21 protein-coding genes are annotated in these 18,901 nt (G+C 67.5%); 7 read left to right on the top strand and 14 right to left on the bottom strand.

The features are described 5' to 3' along the window. Positions 1-7 precede the first annotated feature (7 nt). Positions 8-1,159, top strand: a complete 1,152-nt coding sequence (locus MHN80_RS15850) for an acyl-CoA dehydrogenase family protein (protein WP_239402587.1) — start codon at positions 8-10, stop codon at positions 1,157-1,159. 58 nt (positions 1,160-1,217) lie between these two features. On the opposite strand, the gene MHN80_RS15855 is transcribed toward MHN80_RS15850, so the two are convergent. Further along, entirely contained in the window at positions 1,218-2,006 is a 789-nt protein-coding gene (locus MHN80_RS15855; protein WP_239402588.1) for an enoyl-CoA hydratase, read from the bottom strand. Positions 2,007-2,049: 43 nt separating this feature from the next. Further along, the gene (locus MHN80_RS15860; RefSeq protein ID WP_101821061.1) at positions 2,050-2,574 is read right to left on the bottom strand and encodes a DUF1648 domain-containing protein; all 525 of its coding nucleotides are present in this window, start codon (positions 2,572-2,574) and stop codon (positions 2,050-2,052) included. Positions 2,575-2,634: 60 nt separating this feature from the next. Here MHN80_RS15860 and MHN80_RS15865 point away from each other — a divergent pair, with 60 nt between their 5' ends. Next, a complete protein-coding gene (locus tag MHN80_RS15865; protein WP_239402589.1) occupies positions 2,635-3,720 on the top strand; it encodes an NADH:flavin oxidoreductase/NADH oxidase in 1,086 nt (361 codons plus the stop codon). Between the two features lie 142 nt (positions 3,721-3,862). Here the strand turns inward: MHN80_RS15865 and MHN80_RS15870 are convergent, their stop codons facing one another. Beyond that, positions 3,863-4,522 carry a TetR/AcrR family transcriptional regulator gene (locus tag MHN80_RS15870; protein ID WP_239402590.1) on the bottom strand — a complete coding sequence of 220 codons (660 nt, stop codon included), beginning with the start codon at positions 4,520-4,522 and terminating at the stop codon, positions 3,863-3,865. A 98-nt stretch (positions 4,523-4,620) separates the two neighbouring features. Between MHN80_RS15870 and MHN80_RS15875 the strand changes: the two genes are divergently transcribed. Together MHN80_RS15875 and MHN80_RS15880 are read left to right on the top strand one after the other, a co-directional pair. Beyond that, positions 4,621-5,928, top strand: a complete 1,308-nt coding sequence (locus MHN80_RS15875; RefSeq protein ID WP_239402591.1) for a cytochrome P450 — start codon at positions 4,621-4,623, stop codon at positions 5,926-5,928. Between the two features lie 275 nt (positions 5,929-6,203). Continuing rightward, entirely contained in the window at positions 6,204-6,539 is a 336-nt protein-coding gene (locus MHN80_RS15880; protein WP_004022526.1) for a transglycosylase family protein, read from the top strand. 140 nt (positions 6,540-6,679) lie between these two features. Here the strand turns inward: MHN80_RS15880 and MHN80_RS15885 are convergent, their stop codons facing one another. Both MHN80_RS15885 and MHN80_RS15890 read right to left on the bottom strand, forming a co-directional pair. Next, positions 6,680-7,099: a hypothetical protein gene (locus MHN80_RS15885; RefSeq protein ID WP_239402592.1), complete on the bottom strand. Its 420-nt coding sequence runs from the start codon at positions 7,097-7,099 to the stop codon at positions 6,680-6,682. Between the two features lie 56 nt (positions 7,100-7,155). Continuing rightward, on the bottom strand, positions 7,156-7,335 hold the full coding sequence (locus MHN80_RS15890; RefSeq protein ID WP_033205713.1) for a hypothetical protein: 180 nt from the start codon (positions 7,333-7,335) through the stop codon (positions 7,156-7,158). Positions 7,336-7,382: 47 nt separating this feature from the next. On the opposite strand from MHN80_RS15890, the gene MHN80_RS15895 reads away from it, so the two are divergent. Continuing rightward, on the top strand, positions 7,383-8,123 hold the full coding sequence (locus tag MHN80_RS15895; RefSeq protein ID WP_239402593.1) for a guanylate cyclase: 741 nt from the start codon (positions 7,383-7,385) through the stop codon (positions 8,121-8,123). Positions 8,124-8,162: 39 nt separating this feature from the next. On the opposite strand, the gene MHN80_RS15900 is transcribed toward MHN80_RS15895, so the two are convergent. Continuing rightward, positions 8,163-8,765: a TetR/AcrR family transcriptional regulator gene (locus tag MHN80_RS15900; RefSeq protein ID WP_239402594.1), complete on the bottom strand. Its 603-nt coding sequence runs from the start codon at positions 8,763-8,765 to the stop codon at positions 8,163-8,165. A 106-nt stretch (positions 8,766-8,871) separates the two neighbouring features. Between MHN80_RS15900 and MHN80_RS15905 the strand changes: the two genes are divergently transcribed. Continuing rightward, positions 8,872-9,693 carry an SDR family NAD(P)-dependent oxidoreductase gene (locus MHN80_RS15905; protein WP_239402595.1) on the top strand — a complete coding sequence of 274 codons (822 nt, stop codon included), beginning with the start codon at positions 8,872-8,874 and terminating at the stop codon, positions 9,691-9,693. A gap of 22 nt (positions 9,694-9,715) precedes the next feature. Here the strand turns inward: MHN80_RS15905 and urtE are convergent, their stop codons facing one another. The 6 genes from urtE to MHN80_RS15935 form a co-directional block, all read right to left on the bottom strand. Further along, the gene (gene urtE / locus MHN80_RS15910) at positions 9,716-10,408 is read right to left on the bottom strand and encodes an urea ABC transporter ATP-binding subunit UrtE (protein WP_239402596.1); all 693 of its coding nucleotides are present in this window, start codon (positions 10,406-10,408) and stop codon (positions 9,716-9,718) included. Positions 10,409-10,411: 3 nt separating this feature from the next. Then, positions 10,412-11,287 carry an urea ABC transporter ATP-binding protein UrtD gene (gene urtD / locus MHN80_RS15915; RefSeq protein WP_101821069.1) on the bottom strand — a complete coding sequence of 292 codons (876 nt, stop codon included), beginning with the start codon at positions 11,285-11,287 and terminating at the stop codon, positions 10,412-10,414. Continuing rightward, the gene (gene urtC, locus MHN80_RS15920; RefSeq protein WP_239402597.1) at positions 11,284-12,396 is read right to left on the bottom strand and encodes an urea ABC transporter permease subunit UrtC; all 1,113 of its coding nucleotides are present in this window, start codon (positions 12,394-12,396) and stop codon (positions 11,284-11,286) included. The genes urtD and urtC overlap by 4 nt, the downstream gene beginning before the upstream one ends. Next, positions 12,393-13,280: an urea ABC transporter permease subunit UrtB gene (gene urtB, locus MHN80_RS15925; protein ID WP_004022535.1), complete on the bottom strand. Its 888-nt coding sequence runs from the start codon at positions 13,278-13,280 to the stop codon at positions 12,393-12,395. Before urtB ends, urtC begins: the two co-directional genes overlap by 4 nt. Positions 13,281-13,380: 100 nt before the next feature. Further along, positions 13,381-14,694 (bottom strand): urea ABC transporter substrate-binding protein, encoded by a 1,314-nt coding sequence (gene urtA / locus MHN80_RS15930; protein ID WP_101821071.1) that lies wholly within the window; start codon positions 14,692-14,694, stop codon positions 13,381-13,383. Between the two features lie 279 nt (positions 14,695-14,973). After that, positions 14,974-16,020 (bottom strand): oxygenase MpaB family protein, encoded by a 1,047-nt coding sequence (locus tag MHN80_RS15935; RefSeq protein WP_239402598.1) that lies wholly within the window; start codon positions 16,018-16,020, stop codon positions 14,974-14,976. A gap of 115 nt (positions 16,021-16,135) precedes the next feature. On the opposite strand from MHN80_RS15935, the gene MHN80_RS15940 reads away from it, so the two are divergent. Next, positions 16,136-16,741, top strand: a complete 606-nt coding sequence (locus MHN80_RS15940; RefSeq protein ID WP_239402599.1) for a TetR/AcrR family transcriptional regulator — start codon at positions 16,136-16,138, stop codon at positions 16,739-16,741. A 29-nt stretch (positions 16,742-16,770) separates the two neighbouring features. Here MHN80_RS15940 and MHN80_RS15945 read toward each other — a convergent pair whose 3' ends face one another. Both MHN80_RS15945 and MHN80_RS15950 read right to left on the bottom strand, forming a co-directional pair. Then, the gene (locus tag MHN80_RS15945; protein WP_239402675.1) at positions 16,771-18,018 is read right to left on the bottom strand and encodes an MFS transporter; all 1,248 of its coding nucleotides are present in this window, start codon (positions 18,016-18,018) and stop codon (positions 16,771-16,773) included. A 42-nt stretch (positions 18,019-18,060) separates the two neighbouring features. After that, positions 18,061-18,843 (bottom strand): TetR/AcrR family transcriptional regulator, encoded by a 783-nt coding sequence (locus MHN80_RS15950; protein ID WP_239402600.1) that lies wholly within the window; start codon positions 18,841-18,843, stop codon positions 18,061-18,063. Positions 18,844-18,901: the final 58 nt, after the last annotated feature.

The following is an 18,901-nucleotide window of genomic DNA, read 5'->3' on the forward strand; positions in this document are numbered from 1 at the left end:
AAAACTGATGGACTTCACACTCACACCCGAACAGCAACTGCTGTCCGACGGTCTCGGCAAGTTCCTCGACGCACGGTACGACCTGCAGGTCAGCCGCGACGCGGCCAAGGTCGGCGAGGGCTGGCAGCCGAAGATCTGGAAGGCCTTCGTCGAGGACCTCGGCGTCGTCGGTGCCTGCCTGCCCGAGGACATCGGCGGATTCGGCGGCGGCCCGGAGGAACTGATGGTCGTCACCGAGGCGCTCGGGCACGCTCTCGTGGTCGAGCCGTTCGTCGACACGGTGGTGCTCGGCGCGGGTCTCCTCCATGCGACCGGCAACCCGGCCGCTCTCGAAGCCGCCGGTCGCATCGCCGAGGGCGAGGCCCTGAGCGCGCTGGCCGCACTCGAAGACGGCTCGGGCGGGGTTCTCTCACGGATCGAGACCAGTGCCGACCGCGACGGTGATGCCTGGGTGCTCAACGGCACCAAGGCTGTCGTCACCACGGCGCCGCTCGCCGACTACCTCATCGTCAGCGCCCGCACCGCAGGCGAACCCCACGACCCCGCCGGGGTCTCGCTGTTCCTCGTCGACCTCGCCGATGGTGGCCCGAAGGGTCTCGAGCTGCACAGGCTGCGCACCATCGACGACCGCCAGGCGGCCGACATCACGTTCACCGACGTGCGCCTGCCCGCCGACGCGCTCATCGCCGACGAGAATGCGATCGAGATCCTCGAGAAGGCCTGGGACACCGCGACCGCCGCGGTGGTCTCCGAGGCCGTGGGCCTGATGCGCAAGGTGTTCACCGACACCGTTGATTACTCCAAGCAGCGCGAGCAGTTCGGCGTGCCCATCGGTAGCTTCCAGGTGTTGCAGCACCGCATGGTCGACATGCACCTCGAACTCGAGCAGTCGGTCGCCGCACAGTATTTCGCGATCCTGTCCCTCGACGGCTCCCCGGCCGAGCGTGCGGCGGCGGTCTCGGCCGCCAAGGCCACGATCAGTCGCGCCGCCCGGTTCATCGGCCAGAACGCGGTGCAGTTGCACGGCGGCATGGGCATGACCGAGGAACTGGCGATCGGTCACTACTTCAAGCGACTGACCGCGATCGAGTACGAATTCGGCACCGCCGACGCCCATCTCGCGCGCTTCGCGACCGCCACCGCGCAGATCGACGCCTGACTCCATCGCAGAATCGCCACCTCCCGCTTCCGGTGGGTGGCGATTCTGCGACCGGGCCCTAGCTGTCGGTCCACACCGGCTTCCGCTTCTGCAGGAACGCCGACATCCCCTCCTGCGCATCGCACGTCATCGCATTGGTCGCCATCGTCTCGCCCATCTCGTCGTAGGCGGCGGACTCGTCGAGCTCGATCTGCCGGTAGAACGCCTGCTTGCCGATGGACACGGTCCGGGCACTCGATCCGGCGATCTGCAGAGCCAGTTCACGCACCGAGTCCGCCAGCGCCTCGTCGTCGACGACACCGCTCAGGAGTCCCCACTCGGCGGCGGTCTCGGCATCGATCGCCTCGCCGGTGAGCAACATGTGCATCGCGCGCTTGCGTCCGATCGCGCGGGACAGCGCGACCATCGGCGTCGAGCAGAACAACCCGATGCGGACGCCCGGCGTGCTGAATCGCGCGCTGCGACCGGCCACCGCCAGATCACAGGTCGCGACCAGTTGGCACCCCGCCGCGAACGCCATGCCGGCGACCTCGGCGATGACGGGCGGGCGCACGTCGTGGACCGTCTGCATCAGCTCGGTGCACGTCGCGAAGACAGCGCGCTCGTCGTCGAGGGTTCGGTCGACGAGTTCACCGAGGTCGTGGCCTGCGGAGAAGGCGGGCCCGAGCGCGCGGATCACGATCACTCGCACGCGCGGGTCGTCGTCGAAGTTCCGCAGCGCGGCGGTGATGGCGCGCATGGTGCTCGTGGACAACGGGTTACGACCCCGCGCATCCCCCAGCGTGATCACCCCGAGGGGTTCGGCGATCTCCGTCGACACCGCATCGAGCGCGGTCTGATCTGTCATGTTCGGCTGCCTCTCATCCGTTCTCTTCACTGACGCACGTTCGTCACTCGCGCACCCGGTATCGGTCGCCGACCGCGATGTAGACGGTGTAGCCGATCAGCGCCAGGACGTAGACGACGAGCGGCACCGCGAACGCCCAGGCGTTCATCGACGCCTCCCCCGACGCCGAGAAGACCGTCGTCGCCGCCAGCAGCCAGGCCAGCAGCGCCATCGTGGCCGCCCCGATCAGCTCCAGGTCCCCGGCCATCAGACGGTTGAATTCGGCGCGGTGCTCGGGGCGCATCCAGTACTCCTTGCGGTGCCGGCCGGGGAGATTGATCGCTCGCGCCGGCAACCGGGCGAGCAACGGACCCGAAGCGCCGAACACCACCACGATCAGCAGGCCGACCGCACCCAGGCCAGTCAGCACGACCCACTTCGAATCCCACCTGGTGACCTCGCCTGCAGCGTCGATGTGCCCCGCGATCCGGGCCGGACCGGCGACGGCGACCGCCACCCACACCGACGCGAACACGGCTGTGGCGAGTACGAACGCCCATCGCTGCGCGCTCCACGGCGAATCGGTCATGCCACGACGATATGGCAGCCGGCAGGGAATACGGCGCCCCGTCGATCGTTGTGTCTCCTCGTGACCAGTACCGCGCTCTTCGAACCGATCACCCTCCGCGACGTCGCCGCCCCGAACCGGATCTGGCTCGCCCCGATGTGCCAGTACAGCTGCTTCGCCGGCGACGGGGTGCCCACCGACTGGCACCTGACGCACCTCGGCGCCCGAGCCGCCGGCGGCTTCGGACTCATCCTCACCGAAGCGGCGGCCGTGGTACCCGAAGGTCGGATCAGCGCCCATGACGCCGGACTGTGGAACGACGACCAGGCGGCGGCGTGGCGGCGCATCGTCGACTTCGTACATTCCCAGGGTTCGGTCATCGGCACCCAGCTCGCCCACGCGGGCCGCAAGGCATCCACCTATGCGCCGTTCGACGACCGCTCCGGGGCGGTCCCGCTCGACGACGGCGGCTGGACGACGTTCGGCCCGTCGGATGTCGCCTTCGAGGGACTGCCCGCCCCCACCGCGATGACGACCGAGCAGATCGCCGACGTCGTCGACGCCTTTGCCCAGGCCGCCCGTCGTGCCGACGACGCCGGCTTCGACGTGGTGGAGATCCACGCGGCACACGGCTACCTGCTCCACCAGTTCCTCTCCCCGCTCTCGAACCGGCGCACCGACGCCTACGGCGGCGACTTCGACGGACGGACCCGGCTGACCCTCGAGGTCGCCGACGCGGTCCGCGCGGTGTGGCCGTCGTCGAAGCCGCTCTTCATCCGCGTCTCCGGCACCGAATGGACCGAGGGTGGGTGGGACGTCGAGGAATCGGCGCGTCTCGCCGCTCTCCTCGCCGGCCGCGGCGTCGACCTCGTGGACGTCTCCTCGGGTGGCAACGTCATCGCCGACATCCCGGTCGGTCCCGGCTATCAGGTCGATCTCGCCCGCTCGATCCACCGGGAGTCGGGCGTTCCGACCGCGGCCGTCGGCCTCATCACCGAACCCGATCAGGCCGAGAAGATCGCCGGCGACGACGACATCACCGCCGTCTTCTTCGGTCGTGTCGCGCTACGCGAACCGTCGTGGCCGCTACGCGCCGCGCACGAGCTGGGCATCGATCGTCGCGAGGCGCCGTATCCCCCGCAGTATCAACGCGGTTCGTGGCACTGAGCCCGGTCCCGCTCCCTGAGGAGGCCCGGAGCTCGCGGAGCACGGTCCCCCGCTCCCTGAGGAGGCCCGGAGCTCGCGGAGCACGGTCCCCCGCTCCCTGAGGAGGCCCGGAGCTTGCGGAGGGCCGTCACGAAGGGTCTCGTCACTCCGACCGCGGCATCACCAGCGCGAGGGACGCCGCGGTCGCCGACTCGATGATCGACGCCAGCGGAGTCCCGGATTCGACGGCTCCGGCGGTCAGCTCCCGGAAGCCACCCCACAGGAAGATCGCGCGCTGACGGTCCATCGGCACCACCCCCGCCGCGGCCATCGCCGGGGTCGAGGTGAGGCCGACGAAGAGTTCGATCCACGCTTCCATCGCCTCGTCCTTGACCGACTGGGCGGCACTACCGAGCGCGGGCAATTCGCGAATCCAGCTCAACGTGAGACCCGGATACCGGTCACTCGCTGCGACGTATGACGACACCGCTTGTCGCACTTGCTCGTCGATGGGTGCCTCCGCATCGACGCGTCGGGCGATCTCGGCGATCATGAACGTGTTGGTCACCGTCAGCAGCGCGAAGAAGCATGCCTGCTTGTCGGCGAACTCCTGGTAGAACGACCGCCTCGAGGTCCGCGCGACCCGCACGATGTCGGCGACCGTGGTGTCGCGGTACCCCGCATCGGCGATGCACTCGAGCATCGCGGCGAGCAATCGGTCCCGGGTCGACGCGCCGGCCGGCGAGCTCAGCCAGGGCGCGGGGAGCGGAGCGAGCGGACCCGGCGTCGCGGGCGGGGCGAGCGGGCCCGATCCAGCAGTCACGTCTTCGAGCATAGGCCCTTGCCCCGGCCGGTACGTGAGCGTACCGTCAGCTGGTACGTGGACGTACCAGCTGACTGCGGCGAGAGGACCCGACGCCCGTGAACACACCGACCCGAAGCGGCGAGGCGGTACTCCCGCCCACCACGTCGATCCCGTCCGCCGTCCAGGGCCTCGGTGCGGTCGTCTCGCGGCGACACTTCTTCCGGTATCTCCACGACCGGCACGGTTCGGCCTTCACCGTGAACCTGCCCGTCTTCGGTCCGACAGTCGTCATCTCCGACGCCGCGATGGCGCGCGAGTTGTTCACGTCGGGCGACAAGGTCGAGAACGTCCAGCCCAACCTCGGCCGCATCCTGGGCACCGGATCGATGTTCGCACTGGAGGGCGCCAGACACCGCGCCCGACGCAAGCTGCTCACCCCGCCGTTGCACGGCAAGCCGATTCGGTCCTACGAGCAGATCGTGGTCGACGAGGTCCGCGCCGAAACCGCTGACTGGCGCCACGGGGTCGAGTTCGCCTGCATCGAACCGATGATGCGCATCACCCTGAACGTGATCCTCCGCGCCGTCTTCGGCGCCGAGGGGAACGACCTCGACCGGCTCCGCGACATGATCCCCCCGATGGTGACCGTCGGGTCGCGCGCCGCGACGATACCCCCGCTCCCCCGTCTCCTCCGGCCGGTCGACCCCAATCACCGGTACGCGCGCCGCAATGTCGAATACCGCCATTACGTGGGCGGCCTGATCACCAAGGCGCGCAACGATTCCCGCCTGGACGAACGCACCGACATCCTCGCGATCATGCTCCGCAGCACCTACGACGACGGCAGCCCGATGAGCGACGACGAGATCGCCGAGGAACTGCTCACCATGCTCGCCGCCGGACACGAGACCACGGCCACGACCCTCGCGTGGGCGCTCGAGCGACTGCGGCGCCACCCCGAGGTGTTGCGCCGGCTCGTGGCCGAAGTGGACGCCGGCGGACACGACTACCGCCACGCCACGATCCTGGAGGTCCAGCGAAGCCGCCCCGTCATCGACTTCGCCGGCCGGCATGTGGTCGCCGATCATCTCGATCTCGGCGAGTGGCGGATCCCGAAGGGATACAACGTGCTCGTCTCGATCGCCCTCCTCCACGACGACAGCCGCGAATTCGCCCGGCCCGAGCGCTTCGACCCGACCCGCTTCCTGGGCACCAAGCCCTCGTCGGCGTGGCTGCCGTTCGGCGGCGGGACCCGACGGTGCATCGGGGCGGCCTTCGCCACCATGGAGATGGACGTGACGCTGCGGACGCTGCTGGAGGACCACGAGCTGCTGCCGACCGCCGAACGGTCCGAACGCTGGTTCTCGCGCGGAGTGGCCTATGCCCCGTCTCGCGGCGGGCGGATCGCGGTCCTACCACGCTGAGCCCCGCCTGACGCCGTCTCGAACGTGACGGGTCCCACTTTCTTTCTGTGACCTTCGTCATCGAACGCGGCCGAACACGCATGCTCGAGAACCCCCACGGAATTGCGGGATGCGCTGGGAATTCGCCGCAAAGCTAACAGCGTTATCCGGACGTTATCCGAACCCCGCAGGTCACGGCGTCGACGTGACCCAGCCGTTACCGAACCCGTATGGTCGCCCACGGTCCGAGATCAACTGTCCTGCCAACCCCGGGGCAGTGAGGAGGAACGAAGACCATGCGTATGACCAAGACCCACATGACCAAGCTCGTCGCCCGCGCCGCGATCGTCGGTGCACTGACCGCCGCCCCCTTCGGGATGCTGGCGTCCACCGCACATGCGGCAGGCGGCAACTGGGACGCGGTCGCTCAGTGCGAGAGCGGCGGCAACTGGGCCACCAACACCGGCAACGGATACTACGGCGGCCTCCAGTTCTCGATGAGCACCTGGCAGGCCAACGGCGGAACCGGCAACCCGGCAGACGCCTCCCGTGAGGAGCAGATCCGCGTCGCGGAGAACGTGCTCGCTTCGCAGGGCGCCGGAGCCTGGCCGACGTGCGGCGCCAACCTCTGACGCACGCACCGGCGCAGCATGCGCCGTGAGGCCGTGCAGTCGTTGATACCACGAGGCCGGCGGGTCCATCCAGGACTCGCCGGCCTCGTTGCGTCTGACGCCGCCTACGGTTCTGACGCTGCCTACGGTTCTGACGCTGCCTACGGCGTGGGTGCGGCGTCGTCCCCGCTGTCCCCGACAGTCGTGTCCAGCGCGCTCACCGCGATGCCATACGGCAGGAATCGCACGTTGCGGCGTGGATCGGTGTTGCTCTTGTTGGCGCGCAACGCGTCGAGTTCGGTGGCGTAGACCTGCTCGACCCGGGCACCGCCGTCGTCCTCGACGACGAAGACCGCCCAGACACCGGAGCCGGCCTCGCCGGTGGTCTCTTCACGCGGCTTGGTGCGCGTGCGCCCGCGGGAGGCCTCGTCGAAGAACATCGAGAAGGCCGCCGGCCCGGCCTGCCCCTCGAAGAGCTTGCCGAACACGTCACGCAATCCGTCCCCGGCCTCCCGTGCGAACCGGTCGAAGTCCTCGGGGCCGAAGTTGAATGAGCCGCCGAAGCCGCTGTTGTCGCTCATGATGTTCCCTTCCTCCGGCACCCTGACGGGCCGCCGGCCAACTCAGCCCAGTCTCCTCACAAATCCGCGGCTTCGCCACCCGCGTTCTCGGTCTCGTCGAGCCGCTGATGCAGTCGGGCACGAACGTCATCGGCCGAATAGGACTTCCGTTGCCGTTGATCCCGCGCGACCATCACCCCGCCGGTGGCCACCCCGACCGCGCCCGCCAATCCCAGCCATTTCCAGAGGTTCCTCATGCGGGCAGGATAGGTCGCTCGGCCCGGGGACGCATTAGCCTTCATTCGTGCCCACCAGCAGAATTCTCTTCGGCCGAGACCGCGCCGACGCCGGCATCTCGTTGACCGACGCACTCGACGCCACCCGCACCGGCGACATCTGGCTCTTCCGTGGTCATTCCGGGCCCGACCGGGCCATCCGCACGCTGACCAATGCGCCGGTGAACCACGTGGCGATGGCGGTGTGCATCGACGATCTGCCCCCACTGCTCTGGCACGCCGAGCTCGGCGATCGCCTGACCGATGTGTGGACCGGATCGAACCATCGCGGCGTTCAGTTGCACGACGCGCGAGAAGCCGTCGAGCAATGGATGATCCGCTACAAGCAGGCGTGCTGGTTCCGTCAGCTCACCCCGGAGGTCACCCTCGATCAGGAGAACGCTCTGCTCAAGGTGATCGCCGAACTCGACGGGACACCGTTCCCGACGACCGCACGCCTGGCCGGACGGTGGTTTCGTGGCCGGGTGCCCAACTCGATCGATCTCGTCCGGGGCATCCCCTACCTCGACCGCAAGGTCCGTCAACGACGCGATGAACGGCAGCAGCGCCGCAACCGCACCACCGACGGCGCCGGACTCGAAGCCGCCTACTGCGCGGAGGTGGTGGCGATCACCTACCGCGAGTTGGGCATCCTCGATACGTCGAAGGATTCCAACTGGTTCGACCCCGGGCGATTCTGGAGCGGCGACGATCTCCCCCTCCACGCGCCGCATGACCTCACCCCGGAAGTCGGGGTCCGGCTCGACTGACCTCTGCGCGCGGGCGCCGGTCATTCGGCAGCGAACGCCTCATCCGGTACCGAACGCCCGGAGCGTCGCCTCGACCAATGCGTCGGCATACGCCGGGGACAGCGGTCCGCTGCGGTGTAACCACCGTTGGAACAGTGGGGCGTAGAGCATCTCGAGGAACAGGTCGAGGTCGGTTCCGGGCGGCAGCTGACCGTCGCGCTCGGCAACACGGAGTCGAGCCTTCTTGGCATCGTCCAGCGGTCGCGACAGCTTCTCCCGGTACTCCGTCGCGAGGTCGGCGTCGTTCGCGATCTCGGTGTTGACCGCCCGGATCAGCCGGTCGAAGGACGGATCGCCGAACTCCGCGACCGTGGCTCGCACGACCTGCTTCAGGTCGGCCTCGAGATCCCCGGTGTCCGGCAGGACGACCGACTGCCCGTCGGCATCCTCGCTCAGGGCCAGCACGGCCGCGAAGACGACCGCACTCTTCGACGGCCACCGCCGATAGATCGTCTGCTTGCCGACGCCGGCACGGGCAGCGATCGCCTCGACGGTGACCTTGTCGTACGGCTCCTCGACGACGAGGGCCCGGGTCGCCTCGAGAATCGCCAGTCGAGACCGCTCCTTTCGACGTGAGTGGTCCGGTCCGGCGTCGTTCCTCATGTCGCCAGGCTAGTACACGAAACGAGACGGTCCGTCTTGACACCCGACACCGAGACGTCTAACTTACTTTCGAGACGGAACGTTCCGTTTACTTGAGGAGGCGACCATGTCAACCCCACGGGTCTGGTTCATCACCGGTGCGTCCCGCGGACTCGGGCGAGCGTTCGCCGAGACGGCCCTCGCCGCCGGCGATCGTGTCGTTGCCGTCGCCCGCGACGTGGATCCGCTGGCGCCGCTGGTCGAGCGATACCCCCAGCACCTGCGCCCGCTGTCGCTGGACGTCACGGACCGGCAGGCCGTGTTCGACGGTGTCGAGAAGGCGGTTGGCGCTTTCGGCCATCTGGACATCGTCGTCAACAACGCAGGCGGAATGCTCTACGGGATGGTCGAGGAAGCCTCCGAAGCGCAGATCCGGGCGCATCTCGACCTGAACTTCTTCGGAGCCGTCTGGGTCGCGCAGGCGGTGCTACCCCACCTGCGCGCCCGCGGCGGCGGACGCCTGCTGCAGGTCACGTCGATGGGCTCCGGCGGTGGGATGGCCACCGTCGGCTACTACGGAGCCGGCAAGGCGGCGCTCGACTCGGTCAGCGAGGCGCTGGCGATGGAGGTCGAGCAGTTCGACGTCAAGGTCACCATCGTGCAGATGGGCGGCTACGACACCGGGTTGTTCACCACCGGGACGACCACCACCGAGCCGATGTCGCAGTACCAGGATCTGCGCACCGGGATGGAGGAGTCCTGGGGTGACGACGCCGGGCCGTCGCCGGCCACCGCCGCGCCGGTCATCCTGCAACTCGTGGCGCTCCCCGACCCGCCTCGACGGCTGATCCTCGGGAGCCAGTCGTACGATCACGTGCTGGAGATGGACCGGGCGCGTGCGGAGAACTATCGGGCATGGGAACACCTCAGCCGACAAGCGCCCGGCTGAGGCACCCCGCAACCTCCTCGAACTAGATCGTCATCGCTTCGCGCACAGCGGTTTCCGCAGTCGAACCGCCGTCACCCGACGACGTCACACGCCCGCTCTCCAGCACGCAGTACCGCTGCGCCGCCTCGAGGGCGAAACCGATGTGCTGCTCGACGAGGAGCACTCCCAGTCCGCCGCGCTCGGTGAGCGTGGTGATCGTCTGCTCGATCTCGGCGACGACCGAGGGCTGAATGCCCTCGGTCGGCTCGTCGAGGATCAGCATCCGCGGTTCGGTGATGAGAGCGCGAGCGATCGCCAGCTGTTGACGCTGGCCCCCGGACAGCAGGCCGGCGCGTCGTCCCAGCAATTCCTTGAGTGCCGGGAACATGTCCAGCATCTCGGCAACCAGCTCCTTGCCACGTTTACGACCGTCCGCCACGACCTGCAGATTCTCGGCAGTGGTGAGGTGACCGAAACTCTGCTGCCCCTGCGGCACATACGCGATGCCGTGCCCCACCCGGGCGCTGGGTCGCACCCGGGTGATGTCGACACCGTCGAACGTGATCGTGCCCTTGGTGGTCTTGACGAGCCCGACAGCTGCGCGCAACAGAGTGGTCTTCCCCGCTCCGTTGTGTCCCATCACCGCGACGACGCCGTCGGTGGGTACCTCGATGTCGACCCCGTGGATCACCTCGGTGCGCCCGTAGCCCGCATGGACCCCGGAGAGTTTCAGCATGATTCAGCCCCTGTCCTGGGTCGATGGCGTGGAGAGTCCGGCGGTGTCGGTCTCGGCGGCGATCTCCTCGAGTTCCTCACCGCCCGCGGCGGTTCCGAGGTACACCTCCTGGACCTTCGGATTGGCCTGGACCTCGGCGACCGTGCCCTCGGCGAGCACCCGGCCGCGGGCGAGCACCGTGACCGAGGTCGCGAAGGACCGCATGAAGTCCATGTCGTGTTCGACGACCACCACCGTGCGTTCACCCCCGATGCGACGCAACAGGTTCCCGGTCTCCTCCCGCTCCTCGTGACTCATGCCCGCCACCGGCTCGTCCAGCAGCAGCACGGAGGCGTTCTGTACCAGCAGCATCCCGATCTCGAGCCACTGCTTCTGCCCGTGGGCGAGCACCCCGGCCGGCGTCTCGGCCAGATGCTGCAGGCCGATGGTCTCGAGCGCCTCTGCTATCGAGTCCGGGATCTGAGCCGGCCGTCGCCGGAGCATCGTCCACACCGACCGCCCCGCGCCCGCGGCGATGTCGAGGTTCTGCAGCACGCTGAGTTCCTCGAAGACGCTGGCGGTCTGGAAGGTTCGGCCCACACCGAGACGCGCGATCTGGTGCACTTTCTTGCCGACGAGTTCGACCCCGGACTTCTGGATCGACCCGGTCGGCTTCACCAGTCCGGTGATCGCGTCGATGATCGTGGTCTTGCCGGCCCCGTTCGGCCCGATCAGGAACCGCAGATCACCCTGGAGCAGGGTGAGATCGACGTCGGAGACCGCCTTGAAGCCGTCGAACTCCACACTGAGACCGCGCACCTGGAGGTAGTCGCTGTCCATCCCGGCGTTGCCACCGGCGACGGGCAGATGCTCGACGACCGTCGATTCCGCTTCGGTCATGACGACGCTCCTACCTTGCTGACGGTGTGTTCATCGATGTCGCCGGTCGGCGACGAGTCCGGGGCTCTCCTCCGCCGCCACTTGATCAATGCCCCGAGTCCGGCCAGACCGGCCGGGAAGAAGCCCACGACCACGATGAACAGGATGCCCTGGGCGTAAGTCCACCCGGACGGGAAGTTCTCCGACAGACTGGTCTGCGCCCAGGCCACCGCGATGGCGCCGAGCACCGGGCCGAGAAGCGTTGTGCGCCCGCCGATCGCGACTCCGATCAGGAAGGCGATCGAGGGCACGATCCCGACGTCCGCGGGTGAGATGATGCCGACGATGGGAACGAACATGGCGCCCGCGATGCTCGCGAACAGCGCCGCGATCGCGTAGGCGATGACCTTGGTGTTGGCCGGGTCGTAACCGAGAAATCGGACCCGCTCCTCCTGGTCGCGGACGGCGACCAGCAGTTCGCCGTACCGGCTGTACATCAGCTGTCGCGTGATGGCGACGACGGCGAGCAGGATGGCCGCGGTGATGAAGAACAACAGCTGCCGGTTCACCGGGTCGTTCAGGGCCAGGCCGAAGAAGCTGCGAAATCGGTTGAGCCCGTTGCTGCCACCGGTGGTCTGCTGACCGATGAGCAGGATCGCGAAGGCCGCGGCGAGCGCCTGCGACAGAATAGCGAAGTAGGCGCCCTTGACCCGCCGTTTGAAGACACCCAGACCCAGCAGGATCGCGAGGAACGTGGGCACCAGCAGGATGCCCAGGATCGTCACCACCGGTGAGGCGAACGGCTTCCAGTACCCGGGCAGGTCGCTGATCCCGGCGATCTGCATGAAATCGGGCACGTCGTCGCCGCGCAGTTCGGCGTCGGAGATCTTCAGGTGCATCGCCATGATGTACGCACCGAGACCGAAGTACACGCCCTGCCCGAGGGTGAGCATGCCGCCACGCCCCCAGGCCAGGCCGATACCGACCGCGACGATGCCGAAGCACAGGAACTTGCCGAGCAGATTGAGGCGGAAGTCCGACAAGACGGCGGGCGCGACCGCGAAGAGCAGGATCGCCGCGAATCCGAACCCCGCCCAGACCTTCCACGAAGCGCTGAAATAGTCCTTCACACAAGACTCCTCGACTGGACCGTGAACAACCCCTGCGGCCGGATCTGCAGGAAGATCACGATGATGACGAACACGGCGACCTTCGCCACCGACGCCGTCGTGTTGTATTCGATGAACGAGTTCAGGACGCCGAGGGCGATGGCCGCGATGACCGCGCCCTTGATCTGGCCCAGGCCGCCGATGACGACCACCAGGAACGCGTCGATCAGATAGGTCATCCCGGTGTTCGAACTGGTGGAGCCGATCAGGGTCAGTGCCACACCGGCGACGCCGGCGAGCCCCGAGCCGATGAAGAACGTCGTGATGTCGGTACGGCGGCTGGAGATACCGCTCGTCTCGGCGAGATCTCGGTGCTGGACGACCGCGCGAATCCGCCGTCCCATCGGCGTGTACTTCATGGTGACCGCGATCGCGGTCACGGCCACGATGGCCAGCAACATGATGAACAGGCGGGTCTTGGGGACGACCGCACCGAGGATGTCGACGCCACCGGACAACCACGACGGCGCCACCACGTCGACCGCCGGTGCGCCGAAGATGTCCCGGGCCAGCTGCTGGAGGATGAGTCCCACGCCGAACGTCACGAGAAGTGTGTCCAGCGGCCGGTCGTACATCCGCTTGATCAGCGTGACCTCGAGCAGGACCCCCATCAGACCACCGACGAGAAACCCGATGACGAGCGAGACGAGCAGGGACACCCCGGCATCGGAGATCAAGTACTCCTGCACCGTGTACGCGGTGTAGGACCCGGCCATGATGAACGACCCGTGGGCCATGTTGATGACGCCCATCTGCCCGAAGGTCAGGGACAGGCCGAGAGCTGCGAGGAGCAGAATCGAACCGAGGCTGAGCCCGGTGAAGAGCTGTCCGATAACGGTTTCCACGTGTCTATCCGTTCGTCGGCGGCGGGTGCCGCGTTCGCCAGGAGGGACCGTGCGCGACCCGTCCCGCGTCAGGTGGACGCGGGACGGGTCGTCGACGGTGTCAGTTGCTCAGGCCCTCGGCCCACGGGTACGACTTCAGGTAGGGGTCCGGTTCGATCGGCTGACCCGAGTCCCACACCGTGTAGATCAGTCCGTCGCCGCGGATCTCACCGATCCGAGCGGTCTTGGTGATGTGGTTGTTCTCGCCGTCGATCGTGACAAGACCCTCGGGAGCGTCGAAAGTGACGCCGCCGGCGGCTTTCTGGACATCCGCGACGGCAAAGGACTGGGCCTTCTCGACGGAGTTCTTCCACAGATACACCGAGACGTAGGCGGCTTCCATCGGGTCGGAGGTCGGCTTGTTCGCGCCGTAGGCGGCCTTGTAATCACGGACGAACGACACGTTCGCCGGGTTGTCGACGGTCTGGTAGTAGTCCCACGCGACCAGCTGGCCCTCGATGTTGTCCACACCGATGCCGCCCACCTCCTCCTCGGCGATCGACACCGAGACGACGGGCATGGCCTGCGGGGTGAGCCCGACGTTCTTGTACTCACGGAAGAACGCCACGTTGGAATCGCCGTTGAGAGTGTTGAACACGGCGTCGGCGTCGGCGGTGCGGACCTTGTTGACGATGGTCGAGAAGTCCGTCGAACCGAGCGGGGTGTAGTCCTCGCCCTTGATCTCGATACCGTTGGCCTCGGCGTACGCCTTGATGACCCGGTTGGCGGTCTGCGGGAACACGTAGTCGCTACCGACCAGGTAGAGCGACTTCACGCCCTCCTCTTTCAGGTACTCGAGCGCCGGCACGATCTGCTGATTCGTCGTCGCGCCGGTGTAGAAGATGTTCGGCGACGACTCGAGCCCCTCGTACTGCACCGGGTAGTAGAGCAGGGAGTTGTTGTCCTCGAAGACGGGCAGCATGGCCTTGCGGCTCGACGAGGTCCAGCCGCCGAACACTGCTGCGACACAGTCGCTGGAGATCAGCTTCTCGGCCTTCTCGGCGAAGATCGTCGGCTCGGAGGCGCCGTCCTCGCCGATGAGCTGCACCTGCTTGCCCAGGACACCGCCGTTGTCGTTGATCTGATCGACGGCGAGCTTGATCGAGTCACGAACGGTGACCTCGGAGATCGCCATCGTTCCCGACAGCGAGTTCAGCGACCCGACCTTGATGGTGTCGCCGGAGGTGTCGACGCACGATTGCGCATTCGACGCCGATTCCTCGCTGGCCGAGCTGCCGCAGGCACTGAGGACCAGTGCCACCGCGGAGAGGGCCGCGGGGACGAGAATGCCGTACCGCCGCCGGCGTGACCGGGTGGTGGTGGGCGGCGGGGTGTCGGCCGGCAGGGAGCCGGACGGCAACGGAACAGACGGCATCGGCGGAGCCTTTCTCACTACGTCACTGGTCCACTCAGGTGGGGGCACGACGAACACGCGGCTGTCACCGCTTGACCCCCGATGAGATACGCGCCGCAACAAAGCTTGCGATCTGGCGTATGGGGGGTAAACGTATTTTGACTTTGTTACACCGGCGTGACGTGAGATGAATTCGATGTTTCTGCTTCCGGACGCGTCACCGCAGCCGAGTTCCGCTGAATCCCGTTGGCCTCATTGACGATTCAGAGAGGCCCAGTTTGACACGCGGACCCACAGGCGCTAGTGGGCGAATGAGGCCTCGACGTCGGCGCGGGTACGCTCGGGGTCGGATCCGAGCTCATATCGCGGAAGAGTGTGCGGCACAGTGGTCCCCCGCGCCACGCGGCGGCACGCGGCCGCGAACTCCGGCGCCTCCCCCATCGTGAGATGCGCCGAGTTGATGATGCTCCACACCGCACTCCGGCGGGCACGCCGCTCGATCGGATTGGGCGCCCGATACATGATCAGCTGTTTCGCCCAGCGCGGCATCGTGTCACGGATCGCCCAGTCCACGGCACCCTGGGCCGGGTTGCGCACATTCAGCCCGGTCGCCATCGCATTGCCGTGCGTCAGAGCCAGTTTCGGCAGATACTCCTCGAGACAGGTGAGAGTGTCGGCCTTGGTCGTCGGCAGATCGGTACCACCGAGCGCATGGCCGACCCGGACGAACTCCCGGTAGTAGGCGTCGAGCTCGCCTCCGCGCAGCGGCTGCGGGTGGTAGATCTCGTGTGCGGTCGCGATGCCCCAGACCACCGTCGCGTAGTTCCACCGCAACCAGGACGGGTCGTCGGCGTCGTAGGCCGCACCGTCGGGGCGGACGCCCTTGATGGTGTGGTGCATCGCGCGAACCGTTCGTGCCAATCGTTCGGCGGACTCGGTGGACCCGTATGCGGTTCCCATGAAGAATGCCAGCGAGTGCCCGAGCCTGGTCATGGCACCGTCGGGATCGATGGACAGGGTCGGGGTACCGTCCTCGCGTCGCCGGACCAGCCGCGAATGGTGGACGCCCATCCAGAAGATGCTCGGGTCCAGACGTTCGAGGTACGACGCGCACTGGAGACCGAAGATGAGTGCCGGGGTGTGCGAGTGGACGTACCAGGTCGCGCTGTCCGGCCCGAACCAACCGGGGTCTCCGGCGGGGTTCTCGAAGTCCATTCCGCGGAAGAACTTCGCACGCACGTGGGCGTCGAACTTGCCGTTGAGCCAGGACCCGACGAACTCGTGCGGGAGCCGGACGGGGACCCGGTCGGTGGACGGCAGCCGGAGGGGAGCCAGGGACACAGTCATCTACAGACCTTCCGCTCGGGGCGACCATCGGTCACCGTCGTGTCCAGACTAGCCCTTTGGCTACGGGTGTGACCAGATCCGGTACGGCCGGGTCGCCGCCGACTATGGTGAGACGATGTCATCACCGACCCGCTGGGCGGGCGTACCGCTCGCGGACCGGCGCGCAGAGCGCAGATCCGACCTGATCGCGGCCGCCTTCGACATCTTCGGGGGCGTCGGCGTCGAGTCCGAGCTGTCGGTCCGCTCCGTGTGCCGGCACTGCGGCTTCAACACCCGATACTTCTACGAGAGCTTCGCCGACACCGACGAGCTGCTCGAAGCCGTCTACGACGCCACCGCCGCAGAGCTCGGCGCGGTGGTCATGGCGGCGATGGCCGACGCAGAGCCCGCGGTCCGGTCACGCACTCGAGCGGGTATCCGCGCGGTCCTCGGGCACGCATCCTCCGACCCCCGCCGCGGTCGCGTGTTGTTCACCGCGGGGGTGACCAATCCTGTTCTCGCTCAACGGCGCGCCGAGACCCAGGCGATGCTGCGCGACATGGCGTTCGCCGAGGCCGACGCCCTGGACACCGATCGGCTCACCAGCCGGGTACGAGCCGCCGTATTCACCGGCGCCATGGCCGAGCTGGTGCAGCAGTTCTTGGCCGGCAGCCTGGGCGATGACCTCGACCGCGTCGTCGACGAGGCGATGGCCACCCTGCTACCCACCCGGACCTCGTAGCGACGTTCCGCGCCGTGGGCGCGCTGTCGCTATGGGATCGAGGTTCCGAGGCGTGTCATGAGACCGCGGTCGAGGGCGCGGATCATGATGAGGCACCCGAGTCCGGACAGGACCAGCCCGGTCGCGAAGATCGCCGGGAACCCGAAGAGATCGCCCACGATGCCCGCGGCGAATCCGGCCGCGCCCTGCACTCCGACCACCGCGCAGGCGAACAACGTGTAATCGCTTCCCTCATACCCCTTCTGGCAGGCGTCCATCATCAGCGTGAACACCGCGACCGTCGCCGCCCCGCCCAGGACGTGCTCGGCGAGACTGGCCGTGACCACGAGCCAGAAGCCGCCGACCCCCATCGACGCCACCAGATACAGGCCGAGACTGAGCGTCTGGGTGACTCCGCCGACGAGCAGCGCGTGCCGCCGGCCGTAGGTGTAGGCGAGCCACCCGCCCAGCGCCGCCCCGCCGAGTGCCCCGGCCGACGACAGCGCACCTTCGACAAGCGCGATCTGCCCCAGGGTGAGCCCGATGTCGGACATGAACGGGCCGACCAGAGCCGATGCCATCGAGTTGCCGAACTTGAAGGCGCCGACGACGAGGATGAAGCCGATCACGCCGGGGCGTCGGAGCCGCGACGCCCACCCCGTCAGCAGCAAGGCAGGTGACACCGACCTCGGCTGCCCGGGCGTCGCATCACCCCGGCGCGGCCCGGGGTCACGGGCGAGGAACCACACCCCGACGGTGACCGCGAACAGCAGCACCGACATCACGACGAAGAGGGCACGCCACCCGGCGAGGGAGAACAACCAGAGAAGTCCGCCGCCGCCGGCGATCATGCCGATCCGGTAGGCGCCCACCTGGATTCCGTTGCCCAGACCACGCTGCCGCGGCTCGAGCATCGACACGGCGAGACCGTCGGTCGCGATGTCCTGCGTCGCCGAGAGCAGGTTGATGACGGCGATTCCCACCAGGAGCCAGACCAGGGTCCCGGACAGGTCGAGACACGCCAGGACGAGCGCGACGACCGCCGACGACAACTGCAGCGCGAGCAGCCATCTGCGTCGGGTGCCGTAGGCGTCGACGTAGGGCGCCCACAGGAACTTCAGGCCCCACGGCGCGAACAGCAGTCCGTAGACGCTGATCTGCGTCAGTGAGTAGCCCTCCTCGCGGAGAATGACGGGTATCGCCTGACTGAAGAACCCATAGGGCAGACCCTGCGCGAAGTACAGCACCGTGAGCAGTCCCAGGGTGCCGACCGCGAGCCCGGAGCGCGGAGTCGACATGGACCGCGGAGTCGACATGGATGACATCATGCCGCACGTCGCTCAGGGGGACCGTGCGACGTGCGCGGCGATGCCGTCCAGGATGAGCTGCAATCCGAAGTCCTCGTCCACCGGTGCCGAACGTGGGTCACCCAGAGCTGCGACCGTGTACGGGAACTGGACCGGATCGGCGAGATTCGTCAGGATTTCGTCGAAGTACCAGGTCTGCGCCTGGCCATCCCTGTCGTCGCCACCCCCGTGATCGTCACCGGCACCGGGGTCGACCGGGGATTCGACACTGCGGCGATGCTCGATCTCCACCCGGCTGGCCGACAGAGCGTATTGCGCGAGCAGGCCGACGATCTCGAACCGGACTTCACCGGGTAGGTCGAACTCGTCGAGAATCTCGAAGGCCGCCTCGATCCAGGCCATCCGATTCGGGCCGGGGACCGCACTGGTCAGCGGAAGATCGAGATACCACGGCCGCTCCACGATGCCGTCGATCTGGGCGCGGGTCCACGCCACCAGATCGTCCCGCCACCTGCCGGTGCGCGGCGGCAGCGTCAGGGCACCGGTGACGGTGTCGAGCATCAGGATCAGCAGCTGACCCTTGCCGGACACGTGGCGGTATAAAGCCATCGACGAACATCCCAGGGCCTCGCCGATCCGCGCCATCGAAACCGCGTCGAGGCCCTCTGCGTCGGCGATACCGATGGCGGCGTTGACGATCCGGTCGAGACTGAGCGCGGGCTTCGGACCTCGACGACCCTCCCGCGCGCCCGTCCACAGTCGCTTCAGCGTGTCGTCGGAGTCCACCTCGTCCTCTGCCTCCCCTTGCCGGATCACGGAACTGCGTTTAGTGTACGCAGTTACTGCAATAAACAGTTTCTGACATAAGCAGATA

The sequence above is a fragment of the Gordonia sp. McavH-238-E genome (assembly GCF_022348225.1).
Classification (GTDB): domain Bacteria; phylum Actinomycetota; class Actinomycetes; order Mycobacteriales; family Mycobacteriaceae; genus Gordonia; species Gordonia terrae.